Source organism: Bacteroidia bacterium (genome assembly GCA_016218155.1).
GTDB lineage: Bacteria > Bacteroidota > Bacteroidia > Bacteroidales > GWA2-32-17 > GWA2-32-17.
This window is the reverse complement of sequence record JACREQ010000105.1, coordinates 141,379-157,945: the sequence shown is the minus strand read 5'-3', so window position 1 is coordinate 157,945 and position 16,567 is coordinate 141,379. Positions and strand designations below refer to the sequence as shown.

The 16,567-nt window shown below is 30.6% G+C and carries 11 protein-coding genes; 8 read left to right on the top strand and 3 right to left on the bottom strand.

Annotated elements, in window-relative coordinates:
• Nucleotides 1-42: 42 nt before the first annotated feature.
• The 3 genes from HY951_17115 to HY951_17105 are packed head-to-tail and all read right to left on the bottom strand — an operon-like array spanning nt 43 to nt 4,986.
• A complete protein-coding gene (locus HY951_17115) occupies nt 43-1,899 on the bottom strand; it encodes a response regulator (GenBank protein MBI5541784.1) in 1,857 nt (618 codons plus the stop codon).
• A gap of 28 nt (nt 1,900-1,927) precedes the next feature.
• Nucleotides 1,928-2,500, bottom strand: a complete 573-nt coding sequence (locus tag HY951_17110; GenBank protein MBI5541783.1) for a YfiR family protein — start codon at nt 2,498-2,500, stop codon at nt 1,928-1,930.
• A 5-nt stretch (nt 2,501-2,505) separates the two neighbouring features.
• On the bottom strand, nt 2,506-4,986 hold the full coding sequence (locus HY951_17105; GenBank protein ID MBI5541782.1) for a PD40 domain-containing protein: 2,481 nt from the start codon (nt 4,984-4,986) through the stop codon (nt 2,506-2,508).
• A gap of 308 nt (nt 4,987-5,294) precedes the next feature.
• Between HY951_17105 and HY951_17100 the strand changes: the two genes are divergently transcribed.
• From HY951_17100 to HY951_17065, 8 genes are all read left to right on the top strand, one after another.
• A complete protein-coding gene (locus HY951_17100; GenBank protein MBI5541781.1) occupies nt 5,295-7,247 on the top strand; it encodes a PD40 domain-containing protein in 1,953 nt (650 codons plus the stop codon).
• A gap of 107 nt (nt 7,248-7,354) precedes the next feature.
• On the top strand, nt 7,355-8,407 hold the full coding sequence (locus HY951_17095) for a tetratricopeptide repeat protein (GenBank protein ID MBI5541780.1): 1,053 nt from the start codon (nt 7,355-7,357) through the stop codon (nt 8,405-8,407).
• Between the two features lie 14 nt (nt 8,408-8,421).
• Nucleotides 8,422-10,485: an OmpA family protein gene (locus HY951_17090; protein ID MBI5541779.1), complete on the top strand. Its 2,064-nt coding sequence runs from the start codon at nt 8,422-8,424 to the stop codon at nt 10,483-10,485.
• A 5-nt stretch (nt 10,486-10,490) separates the two neighbouring features.
• Complete coding sequence (locus HY951_17085; GenBank protein MBI5541778.1) at nt 10,491-12,464, top strand: PD40 domain-containing protein; 1,974 nt, start codon at nt 10,491-10,493, stop codon at nt 12,462-12,464.
• Between the two features lie 67 nt (nt 12,465-12,531).
• Nucleotides 12,532-13,620, top strand: coding sequence for a glycine cleavage system aminomethyltransferase GcvT (gcvT, locus tag HY951_17080; protein ID MBI5541777.1), 1,089 nt, complete (start codon nt 12,532-12,534; stop codon nt 13,618-13,620).
• 62 nt (nt 13,621-13,682) lie between these two features.
• The gene (locus HY951_17075; GenBank protein MBI5541776.1) at nt 13,683-14,402 is read left to right on the top strand and encodes a 2-phosphosulfolactate phosphatase; all 720 of its coding nucleotides are present in this window, start codon (nt 13,683-13,685) and stop codon (nt 14,400-14,402) included.
• Between the two features lie 139 nt (nt 14,403-14,541).
• Entirely contained in the window at nt 14,542-15,609 is a 1,068-nt protein-coding gene (serC, locus tag HY951_17070) for a 3-phosphoserine/phosphohydroxythreonine transaminase (GenBank protein MBI5541775.1), read from the top strand.
• Between the two features lie 37 nt (nt 15,610-15,646).
• On the top strand, nt 15,647-16,567 hold the full coding sequence (locus HY951_17065; GenBank protein ID MBI5541774.1) for a 3-phosphoglycerate dehydrogenase: 921 nt from the start codon (nt 15,647-15,649) through the stop codon (nt 16,565-16,567).

The window sequence follows — 16,567 nt, the reverse complement described above, 5'->3', positions numbered from 1 at the left end:
ATTTAATTTTATAACACATTAAAATTATTAATGTGGTTATAATTAAGGTTGTAAGAAATGTATGATTTTTGAAAATAATTCTTCCGGTTTAAATGGTTTTGAGATATAGTCGTTCATTCCTGTTTCGAAACATTTTTCTTGTTCTCCTTTAATAGCTGCAGCTGTTAAAGCGATTATTGGTACCTGTCTTTTCTTTTCACTCATATGTTCTCTTATAAAAAGTGTTGCTTGATAACCATCCATAATTGGCATATGAAGATCCATTAAAATAACGTTATAGTCATTATTTTTAATTAGATCTATTGCCTCTTGTCCATTTTCAGCAGAGTCGATGTTTTTGAAATTTTGTTTCTTAAGAATTGTTTTAGCTAACAATAAATTAAGTGGATTATCTTCAACAATTAATATTCTTGAATTTTCTAAAATATCTTTTGTTACAGTAATAATATTTTGAATTGATAATTGTTGTAATTCTGATAAGCTAGGTGCAGATGTTTTTTTGTATTGTATTGTAAAACAGAAAGAGCTTCCTTTTCCTTGCTCACTCTCAACCCATATTTTTCCTTTTTGTAATTCAATTAATTGCTTGCAAATTGTTAATCCAAGCCCTGTGCCACCGTATTTTCTAGTTGTATCGCTAGCTGCCTGACTAAAACTCTGAAATATAAAATCTAATTTATCTTTTGGTATTCCAATCCCTGTATCTATTACACTAAACTGTAATTCTACAAGATCATCATTTTCATTTGTTTTGTCAATTTTAATTTTAATACTTCCATTTTCGGTGAATTTTATTGCATTCCCAACTAGGTTCAGAAGTATTTGGTTTAATCTGACATGATCGCCAATTAAATAATCTGGAACGTTGTTATTTTTTTCAATTATAAAGTCGAGCGTATGTCCTTTAAGCTTAAAGTCAAAAGTTTTACGTATATTTTCTAATGTATCGTTTATATTAAACCTGATATTCTCAAATTCAATTTTTCCTGCTTCAATTTTCGAGAAATCCAGAATGTCATTTATTATAATAAGAAGATTATCGGCAGATGTTTTAATGTGTTGCAAATAATCGCGTTGTTCGTCGTTTATTGGTGTTCCAAGTATAAGATTTGACATTCCAACAATCGCATTCATTGGAGTTCTTATTTCATGGCTCATGTTAGCTAAAAATACTTCCTTTATTTTTGCAGAACCGATAGCTTGTTCTTTTGCTAATATAAGTGCTTCGTTCTGCTCTTCTATCTTGGATAACATTCCGTTAAAACCTCCTGTTAGTTCACCGACTTCGTCATTTCCCTTTTTTTCAATTCTTACAGAAAAATCACCATTTTCTGTAATATTCTTAACAGTTTGAGAAAGTTTTTTTATTGGTACTGAAATTATTTTTTGCATTTGGGTGGAAATAATTAATGCAAAAACCAATGATGAAAATGTAATGATTATTAAAACTAATAATGATTTGGAAAATCTTGTATCATAGTCTGCTAAGTCGCGATCCAGGAAGATGTAACCTATGATTGTTTTATTGTCTGATTCGTCAAAAATTGGTCGTAAAAGTGTAATATAATTTTCACTTAATGTTGTGCCATTTTTAGTTGTAAATATTGCTTGTGTGGGAATTGTTATATTACTGTCTCTTCTGTAATAAGCAAATGGTTTCTTTTTGTCATTATATATACAAACTGATTTTATGTGTAATTCAGCTTTAAGTGATTTTAAAATATCTGCAGATTGTTTGGAGTCGTTAAATAAAATTGCTGCTGTAGAATTACTAGAAATTATTTGTGAAATTATTTCAAGACTTTGTATGTTTTTCTGAACAAATTCATTTTTGTCATATCTTGCATAAAAGTAGGCTGCAATTATTTGAGTAATTAAGGTTACTGATAAAATAACCAAAATAATTTTATATTTAAAAGATATGTTACTAAAATTTAATTTCATCTTCTGTAACAATTCTTGATAATACTAAAAGTTTAGAACTAATTATTAAATTTACCCTTGCCGAAGCTTTATTATTTATTTCGAATCTTTTTTGTGAGTGTTGCCCGGTAAAATTTATTATTCCACCGGTTTGACAAAATTCTTCTATGTTATCGCCAATTGTAAGAACTGGTTTATTGTTTAAAGATTGAATTACCTGAGTTAAATTAAATTTATTTGTTTTGCTTATAAAAAGAATATGGCATGTTGATGCATCTTCAATATTTATAATATTAATAATAATTATTGGCCTGTTTTGAAGTGATTTGTTTTGAATGGTTTGTTGTAGTATATCACCAAATGGATCGTTGCCAAAAATGCCAATAATGAAAGGATCAGTTGATTTTTTAAACGCTTCTTCTGGCCATTGTACAAATTTTCCAAAATTAAAAATATATGCGGCTTTTAATTCGTATTCTGTATATTGTTGAGAGTAGCTTTTAATTGGTAAATTAATGAATGCAACTATCCATAATAAAAATATAACTTGACTTATATGTGAAATGAAATGCCTCATAAATATTACTCCTGAGAAGGGTTTTTAACTTCAAAAATCTTAAGTTCTACTCTCCTTAACATTTGCATTTCATTTATTTTACCTTTTGAGTCATTCCCAGATTCGCCATGTCCGTTCATTATAATTCTGTTTGACTCTACCTGCTTCGAAACAATAAACTCCATAACATTAAATGCGCGGGTTTTTGATAATTCTAAATTAACATCATCATCTCCGACTGGGTCTGTATATCCATGAAGTTCAATACCTAAATTTTTATTAATTAACAATAGTTCAACTATGCTATTCAATATTTGTGAATATTTTTTATCTATAATTGATTTCCCTGAGTCAAAGTATATATTATTGATGTAAACATATTTTCTGCTATTTTCTGATGATGTTTTAAATTCAAAAATTCGTTCATTTTTTATTTCAACTTTGTTTTGTTCTTTATTTTTAATAGTATTTAATTTAGGAAGTGTATATATTGTGTCATTGTCTACAATAACCTTTTCTAAATTATTTGATATATTATCAACTCCAAAAAAGTAAACACTGCTTGTTATATCATTATAAATGGTATTGGCATCTAAAAGAAGTAATGAAATTGAGTCTGTTTTTTCAATAGCGTTTTCGATTAAATTTAATAAGTCATTATATTCTTTGTTAGATGACTTTTTGTTGTTTTTATTTTCCAGAATGTTATTATTCTCAGCAAGGCTATCAAGGGCATCTAATCCTATGCTGTCCGTAGAGTTTATAATATTTTCAACTGTTTTTAGTAAATCGTCAAATTTGTGTACTTTGTTAGATTCCTCTTCGCTTGTCAGGCTATCTGCTGCCTTTGTTTTATATATATCATAGAAAGTATTTGTTATAGTTATTTCTTGTCCAATAACGCTATCTTTTTCGTTGATTTTAACTTGTTTAAGATATATTTCCTGAAAAAGTTCATAGAAATAGGTTTGATTTGGAACGAAAATATTAATAAGTTGAGGGTAATAACCTTCAGCTTCAATAATCATATCGTAATTTTTATTTGGTGGAAAAATAAGAAGGTACTTTCCGTTTTTAGGGCTCGGATTATACACATATCTTAGTCTTTCTTTTGTTTCGTGATCAATGACCTTTATTTTTGCTTTTACAGGCTTGGGAGGATCGCCACCCATTATTACGCCTTTAATTAAAGTAAGCGGAATGGTTTTATGTAAAACAACTTTGTAAATATCATGTTTTCCATACTGGTTATCATGTGCCGAAGACAAATATGCATTATTTCCGTTGGCAGAAATCACAAAACCAATATCATCACTGGTTGTATTTATTGGATAACCTAAATTTGTCGGTTCTGTCCAGTTGTTGGTTGTATCTTGTTTAACACTTGTAAAAACATCATAGCCACCCATAGTATTGTGACCATTTGATGAAAAATATAGAGTTTTGTTATCAGGATGAATAAATGGGGCATCTTCGTCAAACTCAGTATTAACAGAGGAACCCAAATTTTTTAAATCAACCCAATTTCCATTTTCATCTTTTGTAACAACATAAATATCTTTTCCACCAAATCCGCCAGGTCTGTTACTCGAGAAATACAGAGTATTGCCATCAGGTGTTATACTCACTTTCCCTTCCCAGAAAGATGAATTTATAACATCAGGCATTTTATTAAAATTATTACATTTTCCGTCTATTATTCTGCAGAAATAAATGTCTGAAGACGTCTCATTGCCAATTGAAAAAAACAATAATTCACCATCCGGGGATGTACCTGCCAATGATATTTGCATGCCATCAATTGGGTTTTCGATATTAATTTCAAATGGCTCCTGCCATTTTTTATTTTTTAGTACCGAACAATATATTTTTTTTAAAAATTCTATATCTAACTGACCATAAGTTTTAGAAAAAGATCTTGTGAAAAATACTATTTCTTCATCTGCAGAAATTAACGGAGTTGTTTCGCTATTATCGGAATTAATAGGAGCACCAATATTATAAATTTCGGTAAGAATTGGATTAGAATATATTTCTTTTGCATTATTGCAAATAGTAATCATTCTTGAGGCAGACAATCTTAAGTGATTGTTTTTTTCGGTAATTTCTAAAAATCTTTTAAATTGATTTTCTGCTTCGTTAAATTGGTAATTAATATGATAGAGAGTACCTAAATCGTAAAAAACAACATTTGGTAACAGATTACCCCCTTTTTCTAATGCATACTCAAGATATGGAATTCCTTTGGTTTTTTCATAAGGAGTATTTAAATAACAAGCACCAATCTCATATTTAATCTCAAAATTATCCGGAGTTAAACTGTCAAGTATTAATAATAATGGCAAGGCTTTACTGAATTCTTCATTGTTAAAATGTTCATTTGCAAGCTTCTGAAGTTTTTTTCTATTTTGGGGTATATCCTGAGCATTAATTCTTTCTGAAAAGATATTAAAATTAAGGAATAAAATAAAGAAAAATATTATTTTGATTAACAGATGATTAGTCATATTTATTTATATTCTTTCAATTTTGCTGTTTATACGTTTGTGTTTTATAAAAGTTAATTGAATTAACGCATTTATTTTAAGTTTATAAAAAGAATTTGAAATTTAAAATGATAATCTTGTTTTAGTATAATAACATGACTGTCAAAAACTAATGTAAGATATTTCTTAACATTTAGCAGTTTATAACTTTCTAATAATGTGTACTTAATAAATTTAACACATTGTTACTTTAGTATAAGTAAAATGGGTAAATACTATATTGATGATTTAATAATATAGTAATTCATTATAATTTTAATAATATGCAAGTGAAATTTATCTCCAAATTATCTTTTGGTTCATCTGTAAAATTTGTTGTGTTTTTTCTATTTGTTAATTTAATGATATTTGTAAATGTAAATGCACAGGATATTGAATTTAAGAAAAAGAATTTTACAGACGAAACCGGATTTAATCAAGCGGTACAAAATATTAAAAAAGGCGATGATTTATTTTCTAAACAAAAGAAATGGTTGTACCCTCAGGCACTCGAATATTATTTAAAAGCAAATTCATTTAATCCAAATTATTCAATTTTAAACTTTAAAATAGGAGTTTGTTATTTAAATTCATCAGATAAAGCTGCTTCACTAGATTATTTTTTAAAATCTCAAAGCCTAAAATCAGATGTTGACTCAAAAATTGAATATGCAATTGGTCAAGGGTATCATTATAATCTACAGTTTGATAATGCAATTGAACATTATAAGAAATTTGAAAGTGCATATATTGGTTCTGATAAAACCGAAATTTCAAAACAGATTAATAAAAAAATCTCAGAATGTGAGAATGGAAAATTGTTGGTCTCTAATCCGGTAAATGTTAAAATCGAAAACAATAGCATCGTAAATTCAGTTCATAGTGATTATGCACCGTTAATAACCTCTGATGAGAAATTAATGATATTTACATCACGACGTGAGGGTAGCACAGGTGGAGAGATTGATCCAAATGAATTGGAATATTATGAAGATATTTATCAGTCAACAAAAGGAGAAAATGGTTGGCTGATGCCACAAAAAATTAATGGAAATGTAAATACTTCTTCGCACGATGCAAGTGTTGGTTTATCTTTTAATGGTAAATTGTTATTTATTTACCGTGGTTTAATAAATGGTGGCGATTTATATGAGTATGAATTTAATAATGGAGAATGGTCATCGCCAAAAGCACTAAGCAAAATAAATACTTCTTCACATGAGTCATCTGCGTGTATTTCTGATGATGGAAAAACATTGTATATTGTTAGTAATAGAGATGATAAAACTTTTGGTTTAAGAGATATTTTTGTGTCTCATTTAAGTGATAATGGAGATTGGTCTGATCCAGAAAATCTGGGTAGTGATGTAAATACTATTTATGATGAAGAAGGTGTTTCCTTATCTAAAGATGGTAAAACTTTATATTTTTCATCAACAGGACATAATTCAATGGGAGGATTTGATATGTTTCGTACAAATTTAGTTGATGGAAAATGGTCAAAACCCGAAAACTTAGGATTTCCATTAAATACTCCTGATAATGAAATGTATTGTCAGGTATTTGGAGAAAATGAAAACGAACATGGATATTTTTCTGCAATAAGAAAAGATGGCTTAGGTTTTATTGACATTTATTCTTTTCAAAAGATTCAGGACCTTGCAATGGTAAACAAAACCGATACTGTTGATAATCCTGATAATTATCGTATTCCGGTTGATAATGGTGAACCATCAAATTTATTTGTGAATGTTAATAATGGAGGTGAAGAAAAAAAAGATACAATAAAATCAGAAAATAAAACTGAAATACAACCTGTTTTAAATAATGACCCTATTGTTGAAAATAAATCAGAGGCAGTTGTTAGTAATGAAGTTAAGACTGATGTTGTAGCAAAAAACGATGATACAAACCAAACAAAATCAGATCAGATAATAAGTTCATCAAATGTTGCTTTTAAGGTTCAGGTTGGAGCTTGTCATCGCGAAATTCCATATGCAGAACTACATCAGCGATATCCGGGGAAAAGAGAGATTTCAATGGAAAATCATGAAGGTTGGTATAAATATTTAATTGGTAGTTACGACAAATATTCTAGTGCTAAACAAGAAAGAATAAGTTGTGGAACCCCTGATGCATGGATAGTTGTATATAAAGATGGTAAAAGAGTACATATCAGCGAAGTTATTAACACATTGTCATGGTATCCGCTTAATAAAGTTTTAATTAATATGTTGTCTTAAAGCACTTAAAGAAGTCTTAGTAATTTTTAATTTATTCAATTTTTAATTTATTTTATAATTACTTAAATTGCACGCATTATTCGTAAACTGAATTAAAAAATGCGTGTATGAAAAATCTATTTCCATTTATTATTATGTTTTTCTGTACCGGAATTACTGTTATAGCACAGATTCAGGGTGATACTACTTTAGTTGTTGCCGAGAATCAGGAAGCTGAAATGGCATATAATAAAGGTATTGAGAATTATAAAAATAAACTTTATCAGGATGCTGTAAATAATTTTACCGAAGCAATTAGTTATAAAGTTGATTTTGCAAAAGCTTATTTTAATCGTGGAAGTGTAAAAGTAGAAATGAAAATGTTGCAGGATGCAATTTCAGATTTTGATGCTACTTTAAAATATGATTCTACTATGCTTACTGCTTATTACTCACGTGCAAGAGCAAAACAACAGCTAAAAGATAATCAGGGAGCAGTAATTGATTATACATTAGCAATAAATAAAGGTTTAAAAGATGCTAAAGCTTTTTATTACAGAGGCATGCTTAAATTTATGGCAGATGATTATCAGGGAGCAGTTGAGGACTATACAGGTGCAATTCAAATTGACTCAAGATATGCATTAGCATATAATGATCGTGGAAGTGCATATAGAAAACTCGAAAAATTTGATGAGTCGATAAGCGATTATAGAAGAGCACTAACAATTGACCCTAACTTAGATTTTACATATAATAATCTGGGTAGTGTGTTGCGTAAAAAAGATAAATATGATGAAGCAATAGATGCATATTCCCAGGCTATTAAAATTAAGTCTGACTATGTTATTGCATATAACAACAGAGGTAGTGCAAAATTCGAAAAGAAAGATTTTAAAGGTGCCATAGAAGATTTTAACAAGGCAATAATGTTAAAAGATGATTATCTGGCTGCATATAATAATCTTGGTTCTGCAAAAATTAAAATGAAAGATTATAAAGGCGCAATAGATGATTTTAATAAATTAATTCAGAAAGATGCAAGTTATGGTTATGCTTATTTAAATCGTGGTATTGCAAAAGAAGAACTTCGAATGGTAAAGGAAGCCTGTGATGATTGGAAGAAAGCAGACGAATTAGGTATTAAAGCTGCTTCTGTTTTTGTTTCAGAATGTAATTAATAACATTTAGAATTATGAAAAAAATAGGAATATTATTGACTGTTGTTTTTATAGTGTTTACAGGTATTGTAAAAGCTCAGGAAGTTGAAATTAAAAAAGAGGACTTTGTTAGCAAAGATGATTATAAAGTTGCAAAAGATAATCTGAAACAGGCCGAAGATTATTATGCACTTGGAAGAGGAGGTTTACGAAGAGCTCTTGATTTTTATTTGCCTGTTGTTCAGAAATTGCCGAATAATGCAATGTTGAATTATAAAATAGGAAATTGTTATTTACATTCAATACAGCGTGTGAAATGTATCGAGTATTATAAAAAAGCTTATAGTGTTAATCCGGGTATTGCACCTGATATTATGTGGGTATTAGCTTCTGGCTACCATCTTAATATTGAATTCGACAAGGCAATTGAACTTTATACAAAATATAAAAATTCTCTTTCTCCTTCTGATCTTCAGGCAAAAAGAAAAGATATTGATAAAAGAATTGTAGAGTGTAACGTTGGTAAAGACCTTATAAAAAATCCTATTCGCGTTTTTATTGATAATGTTGGACCAACAATAAATACAATGTATCCCGAATATAGTCCTCTTATTTCAGCTGATGAGTCAATGATGATGTTTACTTCACGTCGCGAAGATACATATGGTGGGGGCCGTGATCCTGAAGACAATTTATTTTTTGAGGATATTTATTTATCATATAATGATGGAAATTCATGGGGAGTTGCTAAAAATGTTGGTAAGCCGTTAAATACTAATAATAATGATGCAACCGTTGGTCTTTCGCCTGATGGGCAACAGCTTTTTACTTTTAATGGAAAAACTAATAATGGTGATATTTTTGTTTCCAGTCTTAAAGGTTCTGAATGGACATCCCCTGATGATTCACCTTTAAAAAAATTCATAGATACAGATTATCATGAAACTTCAGCATCATTTTCGTTTGATGGCAGAACAATGTATTTTATAAGTGACAGACCCGATGGTTTTGGAGCACACGATCTTTGGGAAACCCGTTGGGATTCCGAAAAAGAGAGATGGGCAGAACCAAAGAATATGGGAAGTGCAATAAATACCGAATATGATGAAGAAGGTGTTTTTATGCATCCTGATGGTCGTTCACTTTATTTTAGTTCAAGGGGTCATAATACTATGGGTGGTTTTGATATTTTTAAAACTACACTTAGTGATGATGGTACATGGACAAAGCCTGAAAATCTTGGATACCCTGTTAATACTCCTGACGATGATTTGTTTTTTATAATGAATGCAAGTGGTAAACATGGTTATTACAGTTCTTCACGTGATGATGGACAAGGCGACTATGATATTTATATGATAACTTTTCGTGGTCCTGAAAAAACTCCTGTTTTACATAATGAAGATAATTTGTTAGCAAATGTAGAACCTGTTGCAGAAAGTATTATTGCCGAGCAGGTAGAAATTAAAACAACCCGTTTAACAATACTTAAAGGAACTATAAAGGATGCATTAACATTAAATCCTGTTGAAGCTCAGATTGAAATTGTAGATAATGTTAAAAATGAAGTTATTTCAACATCATCATCAAACAGCTCAACCGGTCGTTATTTAATTTCGTTGCCATCTGGAAGAAATTACGGAATTGCTGTTAAGGCAACAGGATATCTTTTCCATTCAGAAAATTTTGATATTCCTGCAGCAACAAATTATCAGGAAATAACAAAGGATATACTACTTAATAAAATGGCTGTTGGACAAAAAGTTATTCTTAAAAACATTTTCTTCGATTACGCAAAGGCAACATTACGTCCTGAATCTTTCCCTGAGCTTGACCGACTTGTTAAAATGCTTACCGATTTCCCGAATATCCGTATAGAAATTTCAGGTCATACCGATAATCAGGGTTCATTACAAACCAATCAGAAATTATCAGAAAACAGAGCAAAAGCCGTAGTCGAGTATTTAATTTCTAAAGGTATAGTAACTTCCAGATTAGAATTTAAAGGATACGCTTATTTACAGCCAATTGCTTCTAATGATAAAGAAGAGGGACGTCAGCAAAACCGAAGGGTTGAGTTTAAAGTTCTTCAAAATTAAGTATAATGTTAAAACACTTTTGCATAATATTAATAATTTGTTTTTTTGCAATAAATTTGTTTGCTCAGACCAATGTTGAGTTTACCAAAAATAATTTTTCAAAAGATACTAAAGGACTTAAAACAGCACTTAGAAGTATTTTAGAAGGAAATGAATTATTTGTAGATCGTAAATGTTGTTATAGTATTGCACTTGAACATTACTTAAAAGCAAATGCATTTAACCCGGAAAATGCATTGCTTAATTATAAAATTGGAGTTTGTTATTTAAATTCAATTCAAAAAGATAAAGCTTTTGCTTTTCTTCAAAAAGCTTTTAGTCTTGATAAAACAGTTGCAGACGATATTCATTTTCAATTAGGTCTTGCATTACAAAATTCATTGCGTTTTGACGAAGCAATTGAAGAATTTATTATTCATAAAAATGTAAATAAAAATGAGGCAAAAAAAGCTGAAATTGAGAGTAATGTTAACAAAAGAATAGAAGAATGTAAAAACGGTTTTATTCTCGCTAATACAGTTGTAAAAGGTAAGATTATTAATCTTAATCTTGTTAATTCGCAGTTCCCAGATTATTGCCCACTTATTTCTGCTGATGAAAAGCTTATGATTTTTACTTCACGACGTGCAAATACTACTGGTGGGCAACGAGATGAAAATGACTTAAACTTCTTTGAAGATGTTTACTTTAGCAAAAATACTGATGCAGGCTGGTCAACTCCTGAAAATATAGGAACACCTATTAATACTCAGAATCATGAAGCTACAGTAGGTTTATCTCCTGACGGACAAGAGCTATATATTTATAAGGGTGATAATGGAGGCGATTTATATACATGTAAACTTAAAGGAGAGAAATGGAGCGATCTTCATGCCTTACCAAAGCCAATTAATTCAGAATTTAAAGAATCGTCAGCCAGTATTTCATCAGATGGTAATACTATATACTTTGTTAGTGATAGGGATAAAAATACAGGTCGCGACATTTATCGATCAACAAAGGATAGTAAAGGTAAGTGGGACAATGTGGAAAAGTTAAGCAATGTTATTAATACACAATTTGACGAAGAAGGAGTTTTTATTCACCCTGATAACAAAACACTTTATTTCTCTTCAAAGGGTCATAAAACAATGGGTGGGTATGATATCTTTTATTCAGTTTTACAACCTGATGGAATCTGGAGTGAACCTGTAAATATAGGTTATCCGATAAATACTCCGGATGACGATATATATTTTACAATGTCTGCAAGCGGTATGCATGGATACTTCTCATCAGTAAGATCCGAAGGTATGGGCGATAAAGATATTTATCTTATAGATTATACTGAAGTAGAATCTCCAATGGGCATTGCTACTGTGACTATTGTTATGGGAGTTATAAAAGATGCTTATACTGGTTCTGCAATAGAAGCAGAGATTGAAATAACAGATAACAGTAAAAATGAACTTGTAGCAATATTTACTTCAAATTCAGCAACCGGTGAATATCTTATATCTTTACCTTCAGGAAAAAATTATGGTATCTCTGTTAAGGCAAAAGGATATTTGTTTCATTCTGAAAATTTTGATATTTCCGAATCAGCAGCTTTTTCTGAGGTTACATTAAATATTAAACTTGAGAATTTTTCTGTTGGCTCTAAAATTATATTAAGAAATATGTTTTTTGATTATGCCAGTGATAGAATAAAAGATGAGTCTATTACAGAACTTGGGAATTTATATAACCTGCTAGTTGAAAACCCGAATATACGTATCGAAATATCAGGACATACAGATAATCAGAGTTCGCTTGAAACAAATACAAGATTATCAACTGCAAGAGCAAAATCTGTAGTCGAGTTTTTAATTAATAAAGGAATTGCCGAAAATCGTTTGGAGTATAAAGGATATGCTTTTTCACAACCAATAGCCTCAAATGATACCGAAGAAGGTAAAAAGCAAAACAGACGCGTTGAATTTAAAATACTAAGTAAATAAATGTGCTTTTTATCACTAATTAATAGTATAGAAAAAATTATTTTTGTTAACCTAAAAAAATTATATAATGAAACGTACAGCTTTTTCGCACATTCATGAAAAACTTGGAGCTAAAATGGTTCCTTTTGTTGGTTTTTATATGCCGTTAAAATATACCGGCGATATAGAAGAACATTTTACAGTTAGAACAGGTGTTGGGGTTTTTGATGTTTCGCATATGGGCGAGTTTTGGGTTAAAGGTCCAAAAGCATTAGATTTAATTCAAAAAGTAACATCAAATGATGCATCAGTTTTGGTAGATGGTAAAGTTCAGTATTCATGTTTTCCTAATGGAAAAGGTGGAATAGTTGATGACTTATTAGTATACCGTGTTAATGCAGAAACTTATTTGTTAGTTGTTAATGCATCAAATATCGAGAAAGACTGGAACTGGATAAATTCTCAGAACGATATGGGTGCTGTGTTATATAATGCATCCGATGAGGTTTCACAACTTGCAGTTCAGGGACCGCTCGCATTAAAAGCAATGCAAAAATTAACAAATACTACCGTTACAGATATGGAGTATTATACTTTTAAGAAATTAGATTTTGCAGGTGTTAAAGATGTTATTTTCTCTACAACAGGATATACCGGAGCAGGAGGATGCGAAATTTATTTTGCAAACGCAGATGCCGAAAAAGTATGGGATGCTGTTTTTGAAGCAGGAAAAGAATTTGGTATTAAACCCATTGGTTTAGCAGCACGCGATACCTTACGTTTAGAAATGGGTTTCTGCTTATATGGAAATGATATTGATGATACAACTTCACCAATTCAGGCTGGTTTGGGATGGATAACAAAGTTCACTGATACTAAGAATTTTGTAAATAAAGATATTTTCTTGGAACAAAAGAAAAATGGTACTCCTACAAAATTAGTAGGTTTTGAAATGATTGACCGTGGTATTCCTCGTCACGAGTACGAAATTTGTGATGTTGCAGGAAATAAAATCGGACATGTAACATCAGGCACACAATCACCAATGATGAAAATCGGAATCGGTATGGGCTATGTGAAATCTGAATTCTCAAAAGTTGACTCAGAGATATTTGTAAAAGTTCGCGATAAACTGCTTAAAGCAAAAGTGGTGAAACTACCGATTTATAAAAATTAAAAAAAAGAGGCATAAGCCTCTTTTTTGTTTTTATATCTTTGCATTAATTATTTTTTAATGAAATGAAAAAGATAGAAATCTGTTTTACTCCGGCTTTATATAATTTATATCATAATACCCAGGCAAATGTTGTAGTTATTGATATAATGCGTGCTACAACTTCAATTTGTGCAGCTTTTGCGGCAGGTGCCGATAAAATTATTCCGGTAGGTACAGTCGAGGATGCAAAAAAAATGAAAGAGGCCGGTTATATTTTAGCTGCCGAAAGAGATGGAATAGTTCTGGATTTTGCAGATTTTGGTAATTCGCCAAATCTTTTTACTCCCGAAAGAGTAAAGGGAAAAACTATCGCTTACAGCACAACCAACGGAACTCAGGCAATAAACATGGCAAAAGATTCAAAGCATGTAATAATCGGAGCGTTTATTAATTTGTCAGAAGTTGTAAGGTTTTTAATTTCTGATAATTCCGATGTGGTAATTTTCTGTTCGGGCTGGAAAAAGAAATTTAATATTGAAGATACTCTTTGTGCAGGAGCTATTGCTACAAAATTAATAGAGTCTGGTAAGTTTTCAACTATATGCGATTCTTCTTATGCCTCAATTGATTTGTGGAATATTGCTAAAGATGATATAATGACTTATATAGAAAAGGCAGCACATCGTCATCGTTTACGCGGAATTGTTTCAGATGAAATAGTTGAATATTGTCATACCCTTGATGTTGTAAAAGTATTACCTATGTGTAAGAACGAGGTTATTACAGACTACCTTGCAAAATAGATATGTCATTAAACAATTGTAAATCTATTAAAGAGCATGACAATTTTCTTCGTAAATTGAAAAGAAATTGCAAAATTGCACCCTTAAATTTTAAACTGAATTTTAATTAAAAATACTAATTAGTAAATTCTTAATAAAAATGGAAAAACATAATTTTAATGCCGGACCAGCAATTCTTCCAAGAATAGCAATTGAAAATACCGCAAAAGCAATTTTAGATTTCAACGGAATTGGAATGTCAATTCTTGAAATTTCTCACAGAACTAAAGATTTTGAAGCAGTTCTTGATGAAGCTGTAGCATTATTTACAGAATTATATAATATTCCTGCCGGTTACAAAGTTCTTTTCCTTGGTGGTGGCGCAAGTACACAATTTGCAATGGTGCCATTCAATTTATTAGAGAAAAAAGCTGCTTATTTAGAAACAGGAGTTTGGGCTAAAAAAGCTATTAAAGAAGCAAAACTTTTTGGCGAGGTTCAGATTTTAGGTTCTTCTGTCGACAAAAATTTTACATATATTCCAAAAGGTTATGAAATTCCTAAAGATGTAGATTATTTCCATATCACAACAAATAACACAATATACGGAACTGAAATTCATACAGACTATGATTGTCCGGTAAATTTAGTTGCCGATATGTCATCTGATTTTTTAAGTCGCCCTGTTGATGTAAGTAAATATGCATTAATTTATGGTGGTGCTCAAAAAAATATCGGACCAGCTGGTGTAACTGTTGTTATTGTTCGTGAAGATATACTTGGAAAAGTATCAAGAATATTACCAACTATGTTGGATTACCGCACTCATATTAAAGAAGGATCAATGTTTAATACACCTCCTGTATTACCTATATTTACAGTTAAAGAAACTTTAAAATGGTTAAAGAGTATCGGTGGAGTTAAGAAAATTCAGGAAATGAATATTGCAAAAGCAACATTACTTTATAATGAAATAGACAGAAACAAAATGTTTGTTGGAACAGCTGAAAAAGATTCACGTTCATTAATGAATATTTGTTTTGTAATGGCCGAACAATATGCAGATAAGAGTGATGCATTTATGGAATTTGCAAAAGGTAAAGGAATGGTTGGCTTAAAAGGACACCGTTTGGTAGGTGGCTTCAGAGCTTCAACATATAATGCTTTACCAATTGAATCTGTTCAGGCATTAGTAAATTGTATGCAGGAATTTGAAAAAATGAACTAAATCCTAAATCGAAATTCCTAAATCCTAAATTTTAGATATGTCAAAAATATTAGTTGCAACCGAAAAACCATTTGCAAAAGCTGCAGTGGATGGAATAAGAAAAGTAGTTGAAGATGCAGGGTTTGAATTGGTTTTACTTGAAAAATATACTGATAACAACGATCTTTTAAAAGCTGTTGCAGATGTTGATGCTTTAATTGTTAGAAGCGATAAGGCAACAAAAGAAGTAATTGAAGCAGGAAAGAATTTGAAAATTGTTGTTCGTGCAGGTGCAGGTTATGATAATGTAGATTTAGCTGCTGCTACTGCAAAAGGGGTTGTTGTTATGAATACTCCGGGGCAGAATTCTAATGCAGTTGCTGAATTAGCAATTGGTATGATGGTTTTTATGGCTCGTGGAAATTATAAAGGAATTTCAGGTACTGAGCTTAAAGGTAAAAATATCGGAATTCATGCATACGGCTATGTTGGTAAGGGTGTAGCTACAATTGCAAAAGGTTTTGGAATGAATGTTTTTGCTTTCGATCCTTTTGTAGCAAAAGAACAAATTGAAAAAGACGGAGTGAAAGTTGTTGGTTCTGTTGAAGAACTTTATTCAACCTGTCATTATATTTCATTGCATATTCCTGCAAATGATAAGACAAAGAACTCAATAAATTTCGATTTGTTATCAAAAATGCCAAAAGGTGGAACTCTTGTAAATACTGCAAGAAAAGAAGTAGTTTGCGAAGATTCATTAAAACGTATTTTTGCTGCTCGCGAAGATTTTAAATATATTTCTGATATTGCTCCAGCTTGTCATGCAGATTTGTTAGCATTTGAGCATCGTTATTATTCAACACCAAAAAAACAAGGTGCAGAAACTTCAGAAGCCAATATTAATGCAGGTATAGCAGCTGCAAAACAAATAGTAGGTTATTTAAAGTCGGGAGATAAAACTTTTCAGGTTAATAAGTAA